Raw genomic sequence first — 16,727 nt, 5'->3', positions numbered from 1 at the left:
ACCTAGAACCTAGAACCTAGAACCTAGAACCTTGAACCTAGCTCCATAAAGCTCGCTAACTTTACTCTCGTCCCTCGCTAACTCTTCATTTCTTCAATATCTTATCTTTAAAGTCGAGTACTTTACCAATACCTGAGCCTAGCTTCATTAAGCTTTGTAGCTGTTCAGGGCTTAAGCGCTGTAGTTCTGAAGACCATTTGGTGACGGTTTCGAGTAGGTCATGAATTTCATGCATTTGTTGCTGGGCAAACTTTTCATCGTCGTTGGTTGCAGGCTCTAACAAATTATCTCTGAGTAAACTGAGAGTAGGGTCAATCTCACGCTTTTTACGCTCTTCAAATACGCGGTTTGCCATATCCCAAATACTGCCAGCGGGTGCGTAGTATTCTTTTCTGTCACCTGGAATATGCTGCACTTTAATTAAGCGCCAAGATTGTAATTCTTTGATACCCATACTGACATTACCGCGAGATATACTCAGGGCGTCGGCGATTTCGTTCGCTGTCATTGGCTCTTTGGTTATGATCAATAAACCACACATTTGGCCGATTGTGCGATTAAAACCCCAACGACTGCCCATTTCGCCACAGTGCATTACAAAGGCAAAGTTCTTATCTGATAACGTCATTGCTTCTCAAGTTTCAATAAATAATGAAATTAATGCTAGCACGCTGAATATGTTTAGCAAGATTTACTGAGCAATACGCTTAATTTTCCTTGGCTGAATCAAGCCTATGGGATTATGTGCTGGTACTAATGTCGTTCAGAACAAGTTATATCACTAAAGTTTGATTTAGATTAATTTTTACTCATCTAGAGTCGCGTAAGGTGTACACTAAATTACGACAACTAATTTCTTAACAACAACTACTCAATAACAACTTCGCAACAACAAGGAACGAGCAATGAAAGCAGCCGTTAATAGTACTTACAAAGGCAAATTAGAAATTTCAGACTTACCCATTCCAACCGTTGGAGTCAATGATGTTTTAGTTAAAATAGCCGCATGTGGTGTGTGTCATACTGATTTACATGCCTGTCATGGTGATTGGCCAGTAAAGCCTAAAATGCCGTTAGTTCCAGGACATGAAGGTGTTGGAGTGATCGAACAGCTGGGTAGCAATATTACTCATTTAGAAATTGGTGATCGTGTTGGCATTCCTTGGCTATACAGTGCATGTGGTCATTGTGAATTTTGTTTAGAAGGTAAAGAGACCTTATGTCTTTCACAGCATAATACGGGTTACTCAGTTGATGGTAGTTACGCAGAATATTGCTTAGCCGATGGGAACTATGTTGTAAAGATCCCTGAAGGCTTAGGTTTTTCAGAAGCTGCGCCATTATTTTGTGCCGGTGTTACAACCTATAAAGCGCTAAAAGTGTCAGGTGCTAAGCCAGGACAATGGGTCGCTATTGTTGGTGTAGGTGGGCTTGGGCATCTTGCGGTACAATATGCAAAGGCAATGGGCTTTAATGTAATTGCAGTGGATACTGGTGTTGATAAACTGGCTTTAGCAAAAGAGTTAGGTGCAGATATCACACTGGACTTTAAAGAATGTGTGCCTAGTGAGGCTATATTTGAGCAGGTAGGGGGCGCACATGCTGTGGTATGTACCGCTGTATCCAAGCCGGGGTTTGAGCAAGCTTATAAGAGTGTTCGCCGTGGTGGAAAATGCGTGTTAGTTGGTCTGCCTCCAGAGGATATGCCGTTGCCTATTTTTGATACTGTACTCAATGGCGTTTCTGTTGTTGGCTCAATTGTTGGCACACGTAGAGATTTACAAGAATGTTTAGAGTTTGCTGCACAGGGCAAAGTTAAAGCAATTATTGAAGAAAAACGTCTTGAAGATATCAATGACATATTTGACGATATGCTCAAAGGTGAAATTAATGGCCGTATAGTAGTCACTATGTAAAGGTAAAAAAGCGCACAAGCATTTTGTGCGCTTTTACAGCTTATAACTTAAAGCTTATAGCTCAAAGTTAGCTTCGCATTGCGTTCTTCGCCTGGCATACCACCTAAAAACATTGCTTTTGAGTAATAAACTTTATTAAACAAATTATTTAAATTTAGCTGTAAGCCCCATTTATCAGTGTTATAACTTAACGCAGCATCATAAATAGTATAGCTTGGTACATAACCATCAGGAATGCCGAATGATGACGAATTAGTACTGCGATCATCAACATACTTTACGCCCGCACTTAATTTTAGTGGCTGGGCTAGTTCAAACCACTGAGCACTGTATGTTAACCATGTGCTTGCTGTTACATAAGGCACACCTTTTTGACGCGCAGCAAATGTGCTCACATTAGGGTTTTTCTGTTCACGCGCATCTTGATAAACACCATTGATATTGACCTTCCATTGATCATTTAAATAGGCATTTAGATCAAGCTCGACACCACGGGTTTTTTCTTCACCATTAAAGTAATTTTTTGGGACCGATGGATCTGGCTTTGTATCATCATAGGCAGGGTTTGCATATTCTAAGTTAGTACGTGCAGTGTCAAATACCACGAATGAGGCGAGTACCTGATCATCAAAGGCTTTTACTCTTATACCTAAATCAGTACTAAGAGACTGCGCATCATCACGGTCAGCTTCATTGCCTAAAACAGAGCCTAAAACGCTATACGCAGTGCGACCCTTCGAATGGTTTATAAATATAGACAGGTCATCAGTCGGTTTGTATGTCGCGCCTAAATTATAGGTTAAACCATTATCCGAGGTACTTGCTTCTGGCGTTGCAGCAGCGGCACTGGCGCGGTAACGTGCATCAACACCTAAATGTTCATATTTTTGAGTAATTTCGTTGTATGCAACACCAATACGGGTTGTGAAGCTGTCATTGATATAAGCAACATGTTGCAGTCCTAAGCCCCATGCTTGCACTTTTTTACTATAGTTACTGGTTTTAAGCGGATCATAGTCGCTAAATTGCCCGTCTGACCAAACCGGTGTACGAATATCTAGAATATAGGGTAAAGAGCCTTGATAGGTTATATCGCCATTTTTATCTTTGAGAATATAGTCTTTATCCCAAATAGAATACTGAGTGAAGCGTATATCGCGGTCTTCATAATTAGCATTGACCAAAAATTCGTTTTCTATATCACCGAAACTAAAGTCATAGCGTAAATCTGCAAAGTATTGCCATGACTTTTCATCAGCCTCTACTTGGCGATATTCTTGACGGCGTGCAGCAAATGGATAAAGTACATCATCAACTACCAATGGCGCACGAGGATCAGCATTGATCACGCCATTTCTTTGCCAATAGACATAATTATAGGCGCCTGTTTGACGTGCAAAACTTGACTCATAATTACGGTATTGTAACTGTTGATTTAAAAATAAATTGTCAGTTATGTAGTAATTATGAGTGAGTTTAAAACGCAGTTCTTCACCTTTATTATCTTTTGCCATGGGTGAGATAATACCGCGATGACCAAATTTATACGGTGTTAAACCATCAGACGCTGCAAGTGAATTCGCTAATTGTTGGCGCTGTGCATCAGATAATTGCAGCCCAGCAGTGGTTGGATCATTGACTAAATCATCCGCAGTCACTTGGCCGGCGGTTTTGCCATTTACCGACTGCGCATTATAAATACGGATAGGGTGGCCAATTGAATCAACTGCAATGGCATCTTTAATATAAGCGGCTGAGATCATAATATTTTGGCGGTCATTGAACACATATTTTAATGCGCCGTAGATTTCATCGCGGTCATCTTTTAAATCACGGTAGCCATCACTGCGTGCTGTTTTTGCATTAACTCTGTATGCTAGATTTTCGGTAACTGCGTTGGTGCTATCAATTGATAATGAATAGGTATTCCATTGACCAATTTCCGCTTGTATGTTGTGCTGCTCTGTAAACTGTGGCTTTTTTTCAATCAAGTTAATAACACCACCTGCGCTGCCCATGCCATATAAACCAGTGGCGGGACCTTTTAATACTTCTACGGCCTCCACATTGGTTAGTGATCGAGTTGGATTGAATGTGTTTCCTAGGCCCGCACCGCCATACATACCATCATAAGTATAATTTGCACCAAGGCCACGGATCACTAAATTGTCGCCAATTCCGTAGTTATTACCTGCTTGGGTTACACCACTGATATTACGCGCTAAGTCTTGTAAGTTATCAACGCCTTGCGAGTTTATAAGTTCCTGATCGACGATAACTATAGGCGCAGGTGTTTCCATTAACGACATATCAGATTTTGTTGCTAAACCCGAGTTTAATACAACATGATTTTGCTTTTGATAAACTGTGATGTGCTCAAGATCGGATTGTTCGGCCGCAGTTGCATTATATGCTGATAAACAGGCTAGGGTAATTAGAGAGAATTTATGCGTTGTCATAGTCATTACCATTAAAAAATTTCCGTAATGATAATGTGTGGCATTTGTATTTCAAGTTTTAATTACCTAAAAAAGGCAATTATTTAAACCTACCCCAAGCTGCTTACCTTTTGCTTTCAAAATATTAATATATTAACAACGTATTTAGTTAGCTGTTAGTTTAACCCTTGCTTAATGATGGAGTTAGCTTAACGCTAACTCCACACATTTATTTATAAGCAACACCTGCTTTCATCACAAATGCTACATTTTCTAGCAAGGTTATGTCTTGCAGTGGATTGCCTTTGACTGCGATGATATCTGCGGCAAAGCCCGTTTTGAGTTGCCCTAACTGAGTGTCAACTTTCAACAATTTAGCACTGTTGATTGTTGCAGCTTGTATTGCTTGCAGAGGGGTCATACCAAACTCAACCATTCGCGAGAATTGTTTTGCATTATCACCATGTGGGTAAATTGCGGCATCGGTACCAAATACCATGTTGACACCCGCTTTTACGGCACGGCTAAAGCTGTCGCGTTGCTTTTTAGATACTTGACGTTCTTTTGCTAAGTTTTCTTCTGCTACACCATTTTGCTCACCAAACGTGAGGGTATATTCAGTGTTATAAATATCCATTGAAAACCAAGTGCCGTGTTTTTTAGCCAGTTTAATTGCTTCATCGTCAACAAAACTGACATGTTCAACACTGTCTACACCGGCTTTAATGGCTGCGGTAATACCACTGGTACCATGTGCATGTGCAGCAACCGTTAAACCGCGCATATGTGCTTCATCAACAATGGCAGTCATTTCTTCTAATGAATACTGTTGAATACCTACTTTTGTGCCCTTGGAAAATACTCCGCCAGTGGCGCAAAACTTAATAACATTGGCACCGTACTTGATGTTTTCGCGTACTTTTGCACGAACAGCCCATGGGCCATCAGCCACACCTTCGGCAGTGTATTTCATTTCAGGAGGTAGACGGTTGTTGTCACAGTGACCACCCGTTACACCCAAAGAGGGACCAGCAGCCCAGATGCGTGGGCCAATAATATCGCCTGCATTAATGCCGTCACGTACTGCAATGACACTGTAACCTTCGGCGCCCACGTTACGTAAGGTTGTAAAACCCGCTTTTAAGGTTTTTTCTGCAAAATAGGCCGCTTTAATCGCTTTACGTGGCACTGACTGACCGATACGTTCACTACGAGGGACTGTTGGATCGCTGGTTAAGTGTACGTGCATATCCATCAGGCCAGGCAGAATGGTTAACTCGGGCAACTTAATATGGTCATCACCTTGTTGTAGGGTTGGCATGGTGCCACTACTGATTTTAGTAATAATACCGTCATCGATTTGAATAAGCGGCGCATTAATAAGCTTGCCATTATTTACGTCTAGCATTGCTTTAGCACTAACGTATGTTGTTGCTTGCGCGCTAAAAGCGCTGACACACAGTAAGCCCAAAGGGACAGAAAGTGATAATTTATTCATTTATTTTCTAATTTTTGATTATTTAATATAGCAATGTAGCAAGCAGTTTTTAGGCTGTAAACAAAACGCGATAAGTATCGTATTTTCTTTATTTAGCGATTTGAAAGCTGCATACTTGCGCTAACTACTTATACTCAGGGATCATTATGAAAAAATTTAAGTTAACCTTGCTTGTCGCTGGTGTACTCAGCGCTTTGTCTGCGTGTTCAAATACGGCTAATAATAATTTAAATAAGCCACAAGCAGCATTAACAAGTGAAACTGCCAGCGCAACAACACAACAATTAAATAGCTTGGTTGAGCAGTACTTTGTGGATTCGTTGCAATTTAGCCCTCTTGGCGCCACTTATATTGGTTATAATCAATACAATAACCAATTTACAGCACCGAGTACTGCGCAAAACCGAGCTCAGCAGCTTGCTTTTTATAAAGATTATCAGCAACGTTTAGCGGCGATTGACCAGCAGCAGTTAACCGGTCAAGCCTTGTTAAGTTATGAAATACTGGCACGGGATTTAGCATTAACAATCGAAGGTTTTCAATTCCCGAGTTACTTATTACCAATTAACCAAATGTCTGGCGCTCACAATACGTTTGCAGGCTTTGGATCGGCGCAAAGTGCGCAGCCATTTGCAAATTACCAAGATTATGAAAATTTCGTCGCGCGTGCTGAAGGTTTTGTAACTTGGTTAAGCAGTGTGCAAGATGCTATGCAGCAAGGGGTAAATGAAGGCATTGTTTTACCAAAGCCATTAGCTGAAAAGTTATTACCGCAATTTCAAGCTCATATAGTTACCAGTGCAGAACAATCTTTATTTTATAGTCCGATAAAGCAGCTTCCAGAGCAATTCACAGCAGCGCAAAAGCAACAACTCACTGACCAATATAGTGCACTTATTATGGATAAGTTGGTCCCAGCTTATACAAAAATGAGCGAGTTTTTAGCAACCACTTATATACCAAATAGCCGTGCAACAGTAGGTTATAGCGATTTACCAAATGGTAAAGCATGGTATGAATACCAAATAAAGAAAAACACCACCTTGAGTTTATCTGCAGATGAAATTCATGAAATTGGTTTAAAAGAAGTATCGCGTATCCTTAATGAAATGAAAAAAGTAAAGGAAACCGTTGGTTTTAAAGGCAGTTTAAGTGAGTTTTTTACTCATTTACGAGATTCTGATGAGTTTTATTTTGATACACCTGAGCAATTAATTGCGGCCTATGAAGCCGTAAAGTTAAAAATTGATGCGCGTGTACCTAAATTATTTAACATTGTCCCCAAAGCTGATTACGTTGTAAAAGCGGTTGAAGATTTTCGTGCTGAGTCTGCGGCAGGAGCATCTTATCAATCACCAGCACCGGATGGCTCTCGTCCGGGAATTTTTTATATTAATACCTTTAATTTAAAAGCGCAGCCTAAGTTTCTACTCGAAACATTGTCAATCCATGAAGCAGCCCCAGGACACCATTTTCAAATCGCCTTACAGCAAGAAGTTCAGTCATTACCTGAGTTTCGAAAATTTGGTGGTTACACAGTGTTCGCCGAAGGTTGGGCATTATATGCTGAAAGTCTAGGTAAAGAATTGGGTTTATTTACCGACCCATATATGTGGTATGGCCGTTTATCTGATGAGCAATTACGCGCTATGCGATTAGTGCTCGATACAGGTTTTCATGCTAAAGGCTGGACTCGTCAACAAGGTATTGATTACATGCTGGCTAATTCCTCAATGGCTTTAAGTGATGTAACCGCAGAAGTTGAGCGCTATATAGCTTGGCCAGGACAAGCATTGTCGTATAAATTAGGGCAATTTAAAATTCAAGAACTGCGAGATTATTGTAAACAAGCATTAGGTGATAAATTTGATATTAAAGAGTTTCATACGCAAATTTTAATTGATGGTGCTTTGCCGATGCCAATACTAGAAGCGAAAATTAAACGTTGGGTTGATACGCAGCGCTAACTTTTAAACTTGAAATAGCGCAAAGCTGAATGTAGCTTTGCGCGCGGTGCTCAATTAAGCTAAAATGCGCGCTATTAGGGGCACCGAGTTATACCATGTTTGAAAACCAATTTTGGCTTGAGAAATCACTTGAGCAAATGTCACAAAATGAGTGGGAAGCCATTTGCGATGGCTGTGGAAAATGCTGTTTAAATACCTTTATAGACAGCGAAGATGAAGATGAGTTTACCGCCACAGATCAACTTCGCGATGGTGAAGAACTCATTTTTACTAATATTGTTTGCCAATACTTAGATAATAATACGTGTGGTTGTAGTGAGTATGAAAATCGACAAACATTAGTCCCGTCATGTGTAAAATTAACTAAAGAAAACCTCGACAGCATTTTCTTCATGCCGCAAAGTTGTAGTTACCGCCGTTTACACGAAGGCCGTGGTTTAGCGTCTTGGCATCCACTAAATAACGGTGGCAGCAAAGAACTAATGCATACATTGGGTATTTCTGTAAAAGACAAAACAGTAAAAGATAGTGATGTAGCTCTAGATGACTTTGATCTGTATGAAGCTGATTGGCCAACGAGGGATTGCGATTAATGACTGCGAAGATTGGTTTGATCAATCCTAAAAGCCCCTCTAACGTTGGCGCAGTGTTAAGAGCTGCGGGTTGCTATGGGGCTGAACAAGTATTTTTTACAGGCACGCGTTATTTAAATGCTAAAAAGTTTCATACCGACACAAAAAATGTTGTTGAACGCATCCCACTGACTTGCGTTGACGATTTAGCAACAGCAAAGCCCGCAGGTGCGACTGTTGTGGTGATTGAACTAATAGAAGGTGCAACACCTTTGCCTGAGTTTGTTCATCCTGAAAACGCATTTTATATTTTTGGCCCTGAAGATGGCTCTATTAGCAAAGATGTACTGAACTGGTGCGATGAAGTGGTGTATATCCCCACAATCGGTTGTATGAATTTAGCAGCTACCTGTAATGTGGTTCTTTACGATCGACAAGCGAAACTCGGTGGAGTAGAAAGTTCTGATCAAACGATTATTCAAAGCCGCGACACCAATAATAAAATGATATGGCAGAAATAGTAGAAACTGAATTGAACAATTGAAAAAGGGGCAATTAATGCCCCTTTTTTCGTTTAATTCCAAAAAAGTTATTACTTTTTAGTAATTTTGATCTCTGAATTAATAACAATCCCTTCATCTTTTATATCTGTTGCAAAATACACAGACATTGTTTGATTTTTTAATTGTTCAAGTTCTTCCGGGATCACTTGTCCTGTCATTTTAAATACTTCGATGACAGGAGTCATTAATGAGCTGAGGTCAACTGCGGAAGTTAAAAATCCATTTTTTTCAAGCTCTTGTTCTGATAATGTATTTGCAATAGCCGCTGATTTTTCACCAGTGAATAAAACAATATGCTTTCCTTTTTTAGCTAATCTAATATCAAGGCCAGCAGGTAAAGGATAAGGAATTGCAGCATTGACACTAATTGCATCGCCGTTTTCTGGTATTTCAAGCTCCGCTAATGCAGGTAAAAATCCTTTAGCAGTAAAAAGTAAATTATCAGGATCTGTCGCAGAAAGTGTGATTAGCGCGTCTAAAGCTTTTAGTTGTGGCAGTTGATTTGCATCAGCTTCTAAAGCAAGATCTTGAATACTTACACTGACACCTTGAATACCATTAGCCATAGCGGTCATCATTGATAGTGCAGCTAAATTTGAGTCTTGAGTTTGTTGCTGTAAAGCAACAAGAGGTGCACACTCAAATTCAGCTTTTTTAAATGTACTTGAGAGTATATTTAAAAGCGGTGGAATTTTTGAAATATCCGCACCATAAGCAAAGCTTAGCATTTGCCCGTCAAGTTTAGTTGTATGCTCAGGAACAAAACCTCGCACAGATTTTAATGTTTTAATAATATCTGTAGCAGTGCTTTGGAAAATAGCATCAGCTTTAAAATGAGCATCAGAGTTTGTTACTTGTATGTACGTGCTACCGGTTACTGATGCAGGCCAATAACTAACAAGATTGGTAATGTCATTTTGGCACTGTGGTGTTCTAGCTACCTCTAAAGCATTTGGATCACCCAATTCTTTTAATAGTTCATCAAGCATTTCACCTAGGCGTGATGGTGTTCTAGCGGTAATAGCATTAGCAATCTCAACATGGTCTATATACGCAATAGAGTGGCCATCAAATGAATAATTAGCAATATAGTTTTCAAGTTTAGCGGTTTGCGTTAATGATTTTGTTGGTTTATCAATTGCTAAAGCAAGACGTAAATCTTTAATTGTATTAAGTTTTGTATCAAACGTGATGGTAGCCCAGTTATCTTTAACAGACACAATTAAGTTTAATGTAATGTCATTTTCAAGTACTAAAGGGTACGTGTTGTAGTCAACACTTTCGATGGTTTGTGTTGTGAAGTTAATTCCCGCTTTATCAGCTGAGCTATTAATTGTATTAAATAAAGCCGTTTCATCTTCAAGTTGATAGCGTAATACTGGCATTAGACCAATCGTATAGGCTAGAGCTTTATAATCATCGGCGAATCCCCAGGCTGCTTTTAGTGTTTCATAAGATGCCAATGATGTTTGATATTGATCTAATAGAGACGCTAAAAACTGTGCATTGTTATCGTTACTTGCCGCTAAATTTTCGATCAATGGCGTAAAATCGTCTGCACCTTTCATTTGATCTGGAATCAAATTGAAATATTTACTATAGGGAAATGGTTTTAGCTGACCATAAAATAAAGCAGTATCAGCAGGGACGTAATCAAGTTGAGCAAGTTCTAATGAGGCTGTTGAACTGTCAGTTTGTGTATAGATTATTGCACCGGCCGCTACAGCAACTGCGCAACCAGCAAGTAGTTTGGTGTTCATTTGGAAATTCCTTTTTGTATCAGTACCAAGCGGTACGTTCTGTAGTATTTATGTTTTGTAAAACGATATCATAAAAGTGCGTAGTCTAGCGAGGAAAAGCACTATTAGTGTTGGTTGTAATGAGGGCACGGTATTATATAAAATTATTAATTTTTACTGCGATAAATCGGCAATAGTTGGTTAAGATGCAGATGCGCTAGCAATGGCAGCGAAATAGCAACACTTCGCATAAATATATGTTGGCATTTTGCCCTTGGTAATCATCTACAATAGCAAAGCCACTGTTAATCTCACCTAAATAGGCCATTGCATAGTTAAATATAAAATGTGTACAAGAGGCTAAGTAGCGAGTCTATTTATCAAAAAATCAAAAATGGCGCCATCGTCTTTATGGAAGTGCTAAAAGCCTTCCTGATCTTGTTTGTCAACACAATTTAGGTGATAAAAATTTAAACTGGTTTTGATATGTCCTTGAAAAAAAATCACTGCTTTGGAAATTAGCCAGCATCTATGTCCATTTCTAGTTAATTAAATTCGTTAAATAGCGATACCATTGAATAAAAAGTATGGAACGGTCCAAATATTAGTTTGTGATCTTTTTATTGGAGTGTGTAGAATCAAACACAACTTGTTAATGGAGTGAAAATCACGTGAGTGAAATAAATACAAATAAAACGTTTGTCACTGAGCAGTCGCAGCAAAATAATAATTACCTGTTACCTTTGACTGCAATGACAACTCTATTTTTTTTATGGGGTTTTATCACAGTACTAAATGATGTACTGATCCCGCGTTTAAAAGGGGTGTTTGATCTTAGTTATACTGAAGCGATGTTAGTGCAGTTCTGCTTCTTTGGCGCTTACTTTATTGTTTCTTTACCTGCGGGAATATTGGTTAAGAAATTTGGTTATAAAAATGGTGTGCTTAGCGGTCTTATCGTGGCTTCTATCGGCTGTATGTTATTTTACCCTGCTGTAGTCGTACATGAGTATTGGCTATTTTTAACCGCATTATTTGTTCTAGCTGGTGGTATTACCGTATTGCAAGTATCAGCTAACCCTTACGTTGTGGCGCTTGGGCCTGAAAAAACAGCTTCGTCTCGGTTAAATTTAGCGCAAGCGCTTAATTCATTGGGAACTACTATTGGGCCCTATGTTGGTGGTATATTGTTCTTTGGTGCCGCAGGCACATTGACGGCATCTGCGGCGACTGCTGAATCGGTAAAAGTCCCTTATTTAATGCTTGCTGCAGCACTGCTTACTATTGCGGTCGTATTTGCATTTTTAAAACTGCCTGAAATCAAATCACATAAAGAAGAACTTGATTGCAAAGCAAAAGATCATTCTTTAACGCAAGCCCCGCATTTAGTTATGGGGGTGTTAGGTATCTTTTGTTATGTTGGTGGAGAAGTGGCAATAGGCAGCTTTTTAGTTAACTTTTTTGGTGAAGCTCACATTGCAGGACTTGAAGAGCATGCCGCCGCGTCATTAATTGCCTATTATTGGGGCGGGGCGATGGTAGGACGCTTTATTGGCTCTGCTGCATTACAAAAAATTGCACCATCAAAAGCAATTGCTTTTAATGCATTTGCGGTAATTGCGTTACTTCTAATTACAATCTTCACCGAAGGTGACGTTGCTTTGTATGCTGTACTGTCGATTGGTTTATTTAATTCAATTTTGTTTCCAACAATTTTCTCAGTCGCCATTCAAGGGCTAGGTTCATTAACTAGTAAAGGATCAGGTTGGCTTTGTTTAGCGATTGTTGGTGGTGCATTAATACCCTTAATTCAAGGTATTGTTGCTGATGCAATGAATATTCAAGTTAGTTTTATCATCCCAGCACTTTGCTATTGTTTTATCGCTTGGTACGGATTAAATGTTGTAAAACTTGCGAGCAAGTGGCAACAAAAAATAAACTAAGCTAATCGTAAACCTCTTCAGATAAATGCATTTGCAGCACTGTTAATGCATTTATCTACTTATTATTCTCAATTAATTAGCCGCACTCTAAAGTGAAAACTTCTCAGTTATGTTCATTACAAAATAACGACTTATATGCACTGAATACGTATTCAATCGCTATTGCTTATAATATTAATTGGAAGCTTCCAATTTTGAGTTTGTTATTTTTCTGTGTAATTACGAAATTGGCTAACTTTAACTGACAATGAATTACGTTATTAATTTGTTGTATTAATAAGTGCTACACTTAATTTTTTACCATGCTTTATTATTGTTTTTGACTGGGATATAGCAAGTTTTGCCGATAAGATAAGACAAATAGCGTTATTTTTGTTAAAAAGTAGTTAGCTAACAACGATAAAAGATAAATAGGTGTGTCATGCAAAGCTCGCTAAAATTTACCACCAAGGTAACTATCGCAGCATCTGTAGTATTAGTGTTGGTGCTGGGGTTATTTACCATCAATAACTTTATTTCAATGCGCTCACAAACGCAGCAGCAACTGTCTCTAATATTACAAGAAAGCTCTCAATCGGTTTCACAAAATATTGCTAACTGGCTCAATAATAAATTAGCTATTGTTCAGTCTGTTGCGAAAACGCATCAGCAAAATGACACTAAGGAATTAACTCTTAGTCAACTCAATAGCGCAGAAATGGCAGGTAAGTTTAAAAACACCTATATAGGCAAACCTGATGGTACTTTTGTACTCAATGATCAAACAGTTGTATTACCTGCTGATTATGATGCCACAATCCGTCCTTGGTATAAGCTGGTAGAAAATAAAACCACCACAGCGTTTACGACTCCTTATATCGACGTAACCACCAATGAGCTAACTATTTCAGCGGTTGCGCCCATTTTAAATAATGGCCGTTTTAGTGGTGTCGCAGGTGCCGATATTGATATGCAAACCATTACTCAAATAGTCAACGAAATTGATTTTTTAGGTTTTGGTTATGGTTTTCTATTAGACAGTGACGGTCGCATTCTGAGCCATCCAGATATCAAACTAAACGATCAGAGTATGGCGAAGCTGTTTGGTAAAAAGCTTGCTTTAAAAGCTGAATTTGTCGAGCAGGAAATTGCTGGTATTGATCATCTTGTATCATTTACACATATCAAAGGTATTGAAAATGTAGATTGGTATTTAGGTGTGGTGATTAACAAAGATATTGCTTATTCATCTGTTGCTTCATTTAGAAATATGGCTGCAATATATATGTGTTTGGGTGTTATCGCGACGATATTAATGATGCAATTTTCACTGCGTTATTTGATGCGGCCTATGCAGCGTTTAAACGATGCAATTAAAGATATTGCCCAAGGTGAGGGGGATTTAACTCGTCGTTTAGAGATTGAAAACGATGACGAATTTGGTGAACTTTCAGGTTACTTTAATGCCTTTATAGATAAAATTCATACCTCAATTGAGCAAGTAAAAACGACCACGGTTGAACTTGAACGTTCAGTGGAAAGCTTAGTTGAGCAAACAGAGTCGACGCTAACGATGTACAGTGACCAAACTAAACGTACAGACAGCGTTGCAACAGCGATTAATCAGCTGTCATCAAGTGCGATTGAAATATCAGGTAGTGCAAGCCATGCATCAACCCTTGCTACCGATGCGAATTCACAGTCAGTGCAAAGTCAAAGCACGTTAAATGATAATATCAATGCCATTGGTGTGTTATCGCAAAATATGGAACAAGCACAACAAATTATAAGTAGTGTTGCTGAACACTCTGCAAGCATTGGTCAAGTACTCGAAGTTATTAAAGGAGTCAGCGAGCAAACTAATCTACTTGCGCTTAATGCTGCAATTGAAGCCGCTCGTGCCGGTGAGGCTGGTCGTGGATTTGCAGTTGTTGCAGATGAGGTGCGCCAGTTAGCTCACCGTACTCAGCAATCAACTCAAGAAATAGAAAATACTGTTAGCCAATTACAGCAAGGCTCGGACACTGCTGTTTCAGTTATGAAGGCTAGTTTAGTTGAAAGCGAAAATACTGTAAAACAAGCGCAAGCAGCCGGTGAGCAAATGGCAGGAGTAACCAAAGCTATAAAAGCAATTGATGATGTAAATCATAGTGTTGCAAATGCAACTACTGAACAAAATCAGGTAATACAATCTTTAGATAATGATATTCATACAATTAGTGAGTTATCTCAACAAGGCCAGCTAAACTTAAATAACACCTTAGCTGAGTGTACTCGTTTAAAACTGCAATTTGATGAACTTGAAAAAATGGTGCTACGTTTTAAAGTCTAAATGCAATCAGCGATAACTAAAAAGATATAATAAATGACGCCTGAATCACCTGAAAGCCAACCTAGTTGGCTTAACTTAGTTAATATAGACAGTGTTTACAGCGCTGAAAAACAGCGTCGTGCGTTTACATTTTTTACTATGATATTCATTGCGGTTGTATTGATCACAACTTTAGTCACAGTTAACTACTCGGTTTATGCAAAACTTCTGACTATTATGTTAGTGCTATCCGACTTAACCTTTTTTATATGCGCAGTGTATTTTTTGCGTACTGGGCGTTTAACTGGGGTCGCAATACTCGTACTGAGTGTTATTTGTGTATTATGTTTAGCATTGGTGTACACCGGGGGCAAGGAAAATACAGCGCTTTATTGGCTGATGTTTTATCCAGTTGTCTCGTTTTCTACACTCGGCCTAAGAGTTGGATTTTTAGCCGTGTCATCGCTATTAGCACTTACCTGTTTGTTTCTTTATGGTCCTGACATAGGGCAAGTGATGTATGGTAGTGCTGAAAAAGTTCGTTTTACCGCCTCATTTATTTTGGTGTTTTTATTCGCTTTTATAGGCGAGTATTTCCGTAATAAAAGCCACTTAGAAATTGCACGCATTACTTTGTTACAAAAGCAAGACGCCTATACTGATCAGTTAACAGGCCTTGCCAATCGGCGCTTTATTAGCAGCCATTTTTTGCCGTTTGCAAAATTGAACTCTGAGCAGTATTTACCTTTTACAGTGTTGTTAATCGATCTGGATTTGTTTAAAAATATTAATGATAATTTTGGGCATGATTTTGGCGATCAAGCATTAATCGAATTTAGTAGGATGCTTGAAACACAGTTACGCTCATCAGATATTAAAGTTCGCTACGGTGGTGAAGAGTTTATGGTGATATTACCAAAAACAGTAATTACTGACGCCTATGCCGTAGCCGATAAATTTAGAGAATACGTAGCTGCACAAGTAATAGTGTTTAATGAGCATCAATCTACCTCTGTCACTTGTAGCATAGGGGCTGCACAAGTTAGTCATATCGAAACGTTTAACCAAACAGTTAAACTAGCTGATGAATACTTGTACCAAGCAAAACGCCTAGGGCGAAATAACGTTGTTTCCAGTGAACAGCAACAGGCCAATAATGAACAATAGTCAGCTTATATATGTGTACGACCCAATGTGCAGTTGGTGTTGGGGTTTTCAAAAGTGCTGGCAAAAAATCCAAGACGCCTTAGCGAATGAAGTTGATATTATTTATAAAGTAGGTGGCCTTGCTGCTGATTCCGATCAGCCAATGACAGTAAGTATGCAACAGTTTTTACAACAAACTTGGCAGCGTATTGGCCAGCAAACCGGTGCTAAATTTAACTTTGATTTTTGGCAAAACTGTCAACCACGCCGCAGCACTTATCCTGCGTGTCGGGCGGTTATTGCAGCACGTTATTTCAATAAAGAGCGGGTTATGCTTGGCGCTATCCAGCAGGGGTATTATTTATCGGCACACAATCCTTCGGATCTTAATACACTCGTTAGCTGTGCACAGCAAATAGGTATTGCTGCTGATGAGTTTTTAGCTATATTGCAAAGTGAACAACTTGAACAGGCGTTTCAACAAGAGTTAGCGTATGTTCAGCAGTTACCCGTGCAGGGTTTTCCATCGTTAGTTCTTTGTCATAAACAGCAGTACTTTGCTATCGCCGTAAACTATACCAACGCAAATGCTATGATCAGCACCATTCATTGCATACTTGCTGATTAATTTATTTAATCTCATTTCACTCATCAT

General features: G+C 39.1%; 12 protein-coding genes. 8 read left to right on the top strand and 4 right to left on the bottom strand.

Annotated features, from left to right (window positions below; genetic code table 11):
* Positions 1–85: 85 nt before the first annotated feature.
* Positions 86–628 (bottom strand): GbsR/MarR family transcriptional regulator, encoded by a 543-nt coding sequence (locus H5163_RS11775; protein ID WP_145235628.1) that lies wholly within the window; start codon positions 626–628, stop codon positions 86–88.
* Positions 629–905: 277 nt separating this feature from the next.
* On the opposite strand from H5163_RS11775, the gene adhP reads away from it, so the two are divergent.
* Complete coding sequence (gene adhP / locus H5163_RS11770) at positions 906–1,916, top strand: alcohol dehydrogenase AdhP (RefSeq protein WP_145235625.1); 1,011 nt, start codon at positions 906–908, stop codon at positions 1,914–1,916.
* Positions 1,917–1,963: 47 nt separating this feature from the next.
* Here the strand turns inward: adhP and H5163_RS11765 are convergent, their stop codons facing one another.
* Both H5163_RS11765 and H5163_RS11760 read right to left on the bottom strand, forming a co-directional pair.
* Positions 1,964–4,375: a TonB-dependent siderophore receptor gene (locus H5163_RS11765; RefSeq protein ID WP_182735194.1), complete on the bottom strand. Its 2,412-nt coding sequence runs from the start codon at positions 4,373–4,375 to the stop codon at positions 1,964–1,966.
* Positions 4,376–4,583: 208 nt separating this feature from the next.
* Complete coding sequence (locus H5163_RS11760; protein WP_145235618.1) at positions 4,584–5,852, bottom strand: amidohydrolase family protein; 1,269 nt, start codon at positions 5,850–5,852, stop codon at positions 4,584–4,586.
* Between the two features lie 146 nt (positions 5,853–5,998).
* Between H5163_RS11760 and H5163_RS11755 the strand changes: the two genes are divergently transcribed.
* The 3 genes from H5163_RS11755 (at position 5,999) to H5163_RS11745 (ending at position 8,912) form a co-directional block, all read left to right on the top strand.
* Positions 5,999–7,819, top strand: coding sequence for a DUF885 family protein (locus H5163_RS11755; RefSeq protein ID WP_145235614.1), 1,821 nt, complete (start codon positions 5,999–6,001; stop codon positions 7,817–7,819).
* A gap of 95 nt (positions 7,820–7,914) precedes the next feature.
* Positions 7,915–8,412: a YcgN family cysteine cluster protein gene (locus H5163_RS11750; protein ID WP_182735193.1), complete on the top strand. Its 498-nt coding sequence runs from the start codon at positions 7,915–7,917 to the stop codon at positions 8,410–8,412.
* Entirely contained in the window at positions 8,412–8,912 is a 501-nt protein-coding gene (locus H5163_RS11745) for an RNA methyltransferase (protein ID WP_145235608.1), read from the top strand. The genes H5163_RS11750 and H5163_RS11745 overlap by 1 nt, the downstream gene beginning before the upstream one ends.
* 71 nt (positions 8,913–8,983) lie before the next feature.
* On the opposite strand, the gene H5163_RS11740 is transcribed toward H5163_RS11745, so the two are convergent.
* The gene (locus H5163_RS11740) at positions 8,984–10,714 is read right to left on the bottom strand and encodes a hypothetical protein (protein ID WP_182735192.1); all 1,731 of its coding nucleotides are present in this window, start codon (positions 10,712–10,714) and stop codon (positions 8,984–8,986) included.
* Positions 10,715–11,364: 650 nt separating this feature from the next.
* Between H5163_RS11740 and H5163_RS11735 the strand changes: the two genes are divergently transcribed.
* From H5163_RS11735 to H5163_RS11720, 4 genes are all read left to right on the top strand, one after another.
* Positions 11,365–12,636 carry a sugar MFS transporter gene (locus H5163_RS11735; RefSeq protein WP_145235602.1) on the top strand — a complete coding sequence of 424 codons (1,272 nt, stop codon included), beginning with the start codon at positions 11,365–11,367 and terminating at the stop codon, positions 12,634–12,636.
* A 421-nt stretch (positions 12,637–13,057) separates the two neighbouring features.
* Complete coding sequence (locus H5163_RS11730) at positions 13,058–14,947, top strand: methyl-accepting chemotaxis protein (RefSeq protein WP_182735191.1); 1,890 nt, start codon at positions 13,058–13,060, stop codon at positions 14,945–14,947.
* A 33-nt stretch (positions 14,948–14,980) separates the two neighbouring features.
* Positions 14,981–16,093, top strand: a complete 1,113-nt coding sequence (locus H5163_RS11725) for a diguanylate cyclase (RefSeq protein ID WP_182735190.1) — start codon at positions 14,981–14,983, stop codon at positions 16,091–16,093.
* Positions 16,083–16,700, top strand: a complete 618-nt coding sequence (locus tag H5163_RS11720; RefSeq protein ID WP_182735189.1) for a DsbA family protein — start codon at positions 16,083–16,085, stop codon at positions 16,698–16,700. Before H5163_RS11725 ends, H5163_RS11720 begins: the two co-directional genes overlap by 11 nt.
* Positions 16,701–16,727: the final 27 nt, after the last annotated feature.

Source organism: Pseudoalteromonas sp. SG44-8 (genome assembly GCF_014164125.1).
Classification (GTDB): Bacteria; Pseudomonadota; Gammaproteobacteria; order Enterobacterales; family Alteromonadaceae; genus Pseudoalteromonas; species Pseudoalteromonas rhizosphaerae.
This window is presented reverse-complemented; position numbering and strand designations above follow the sequence as displayed.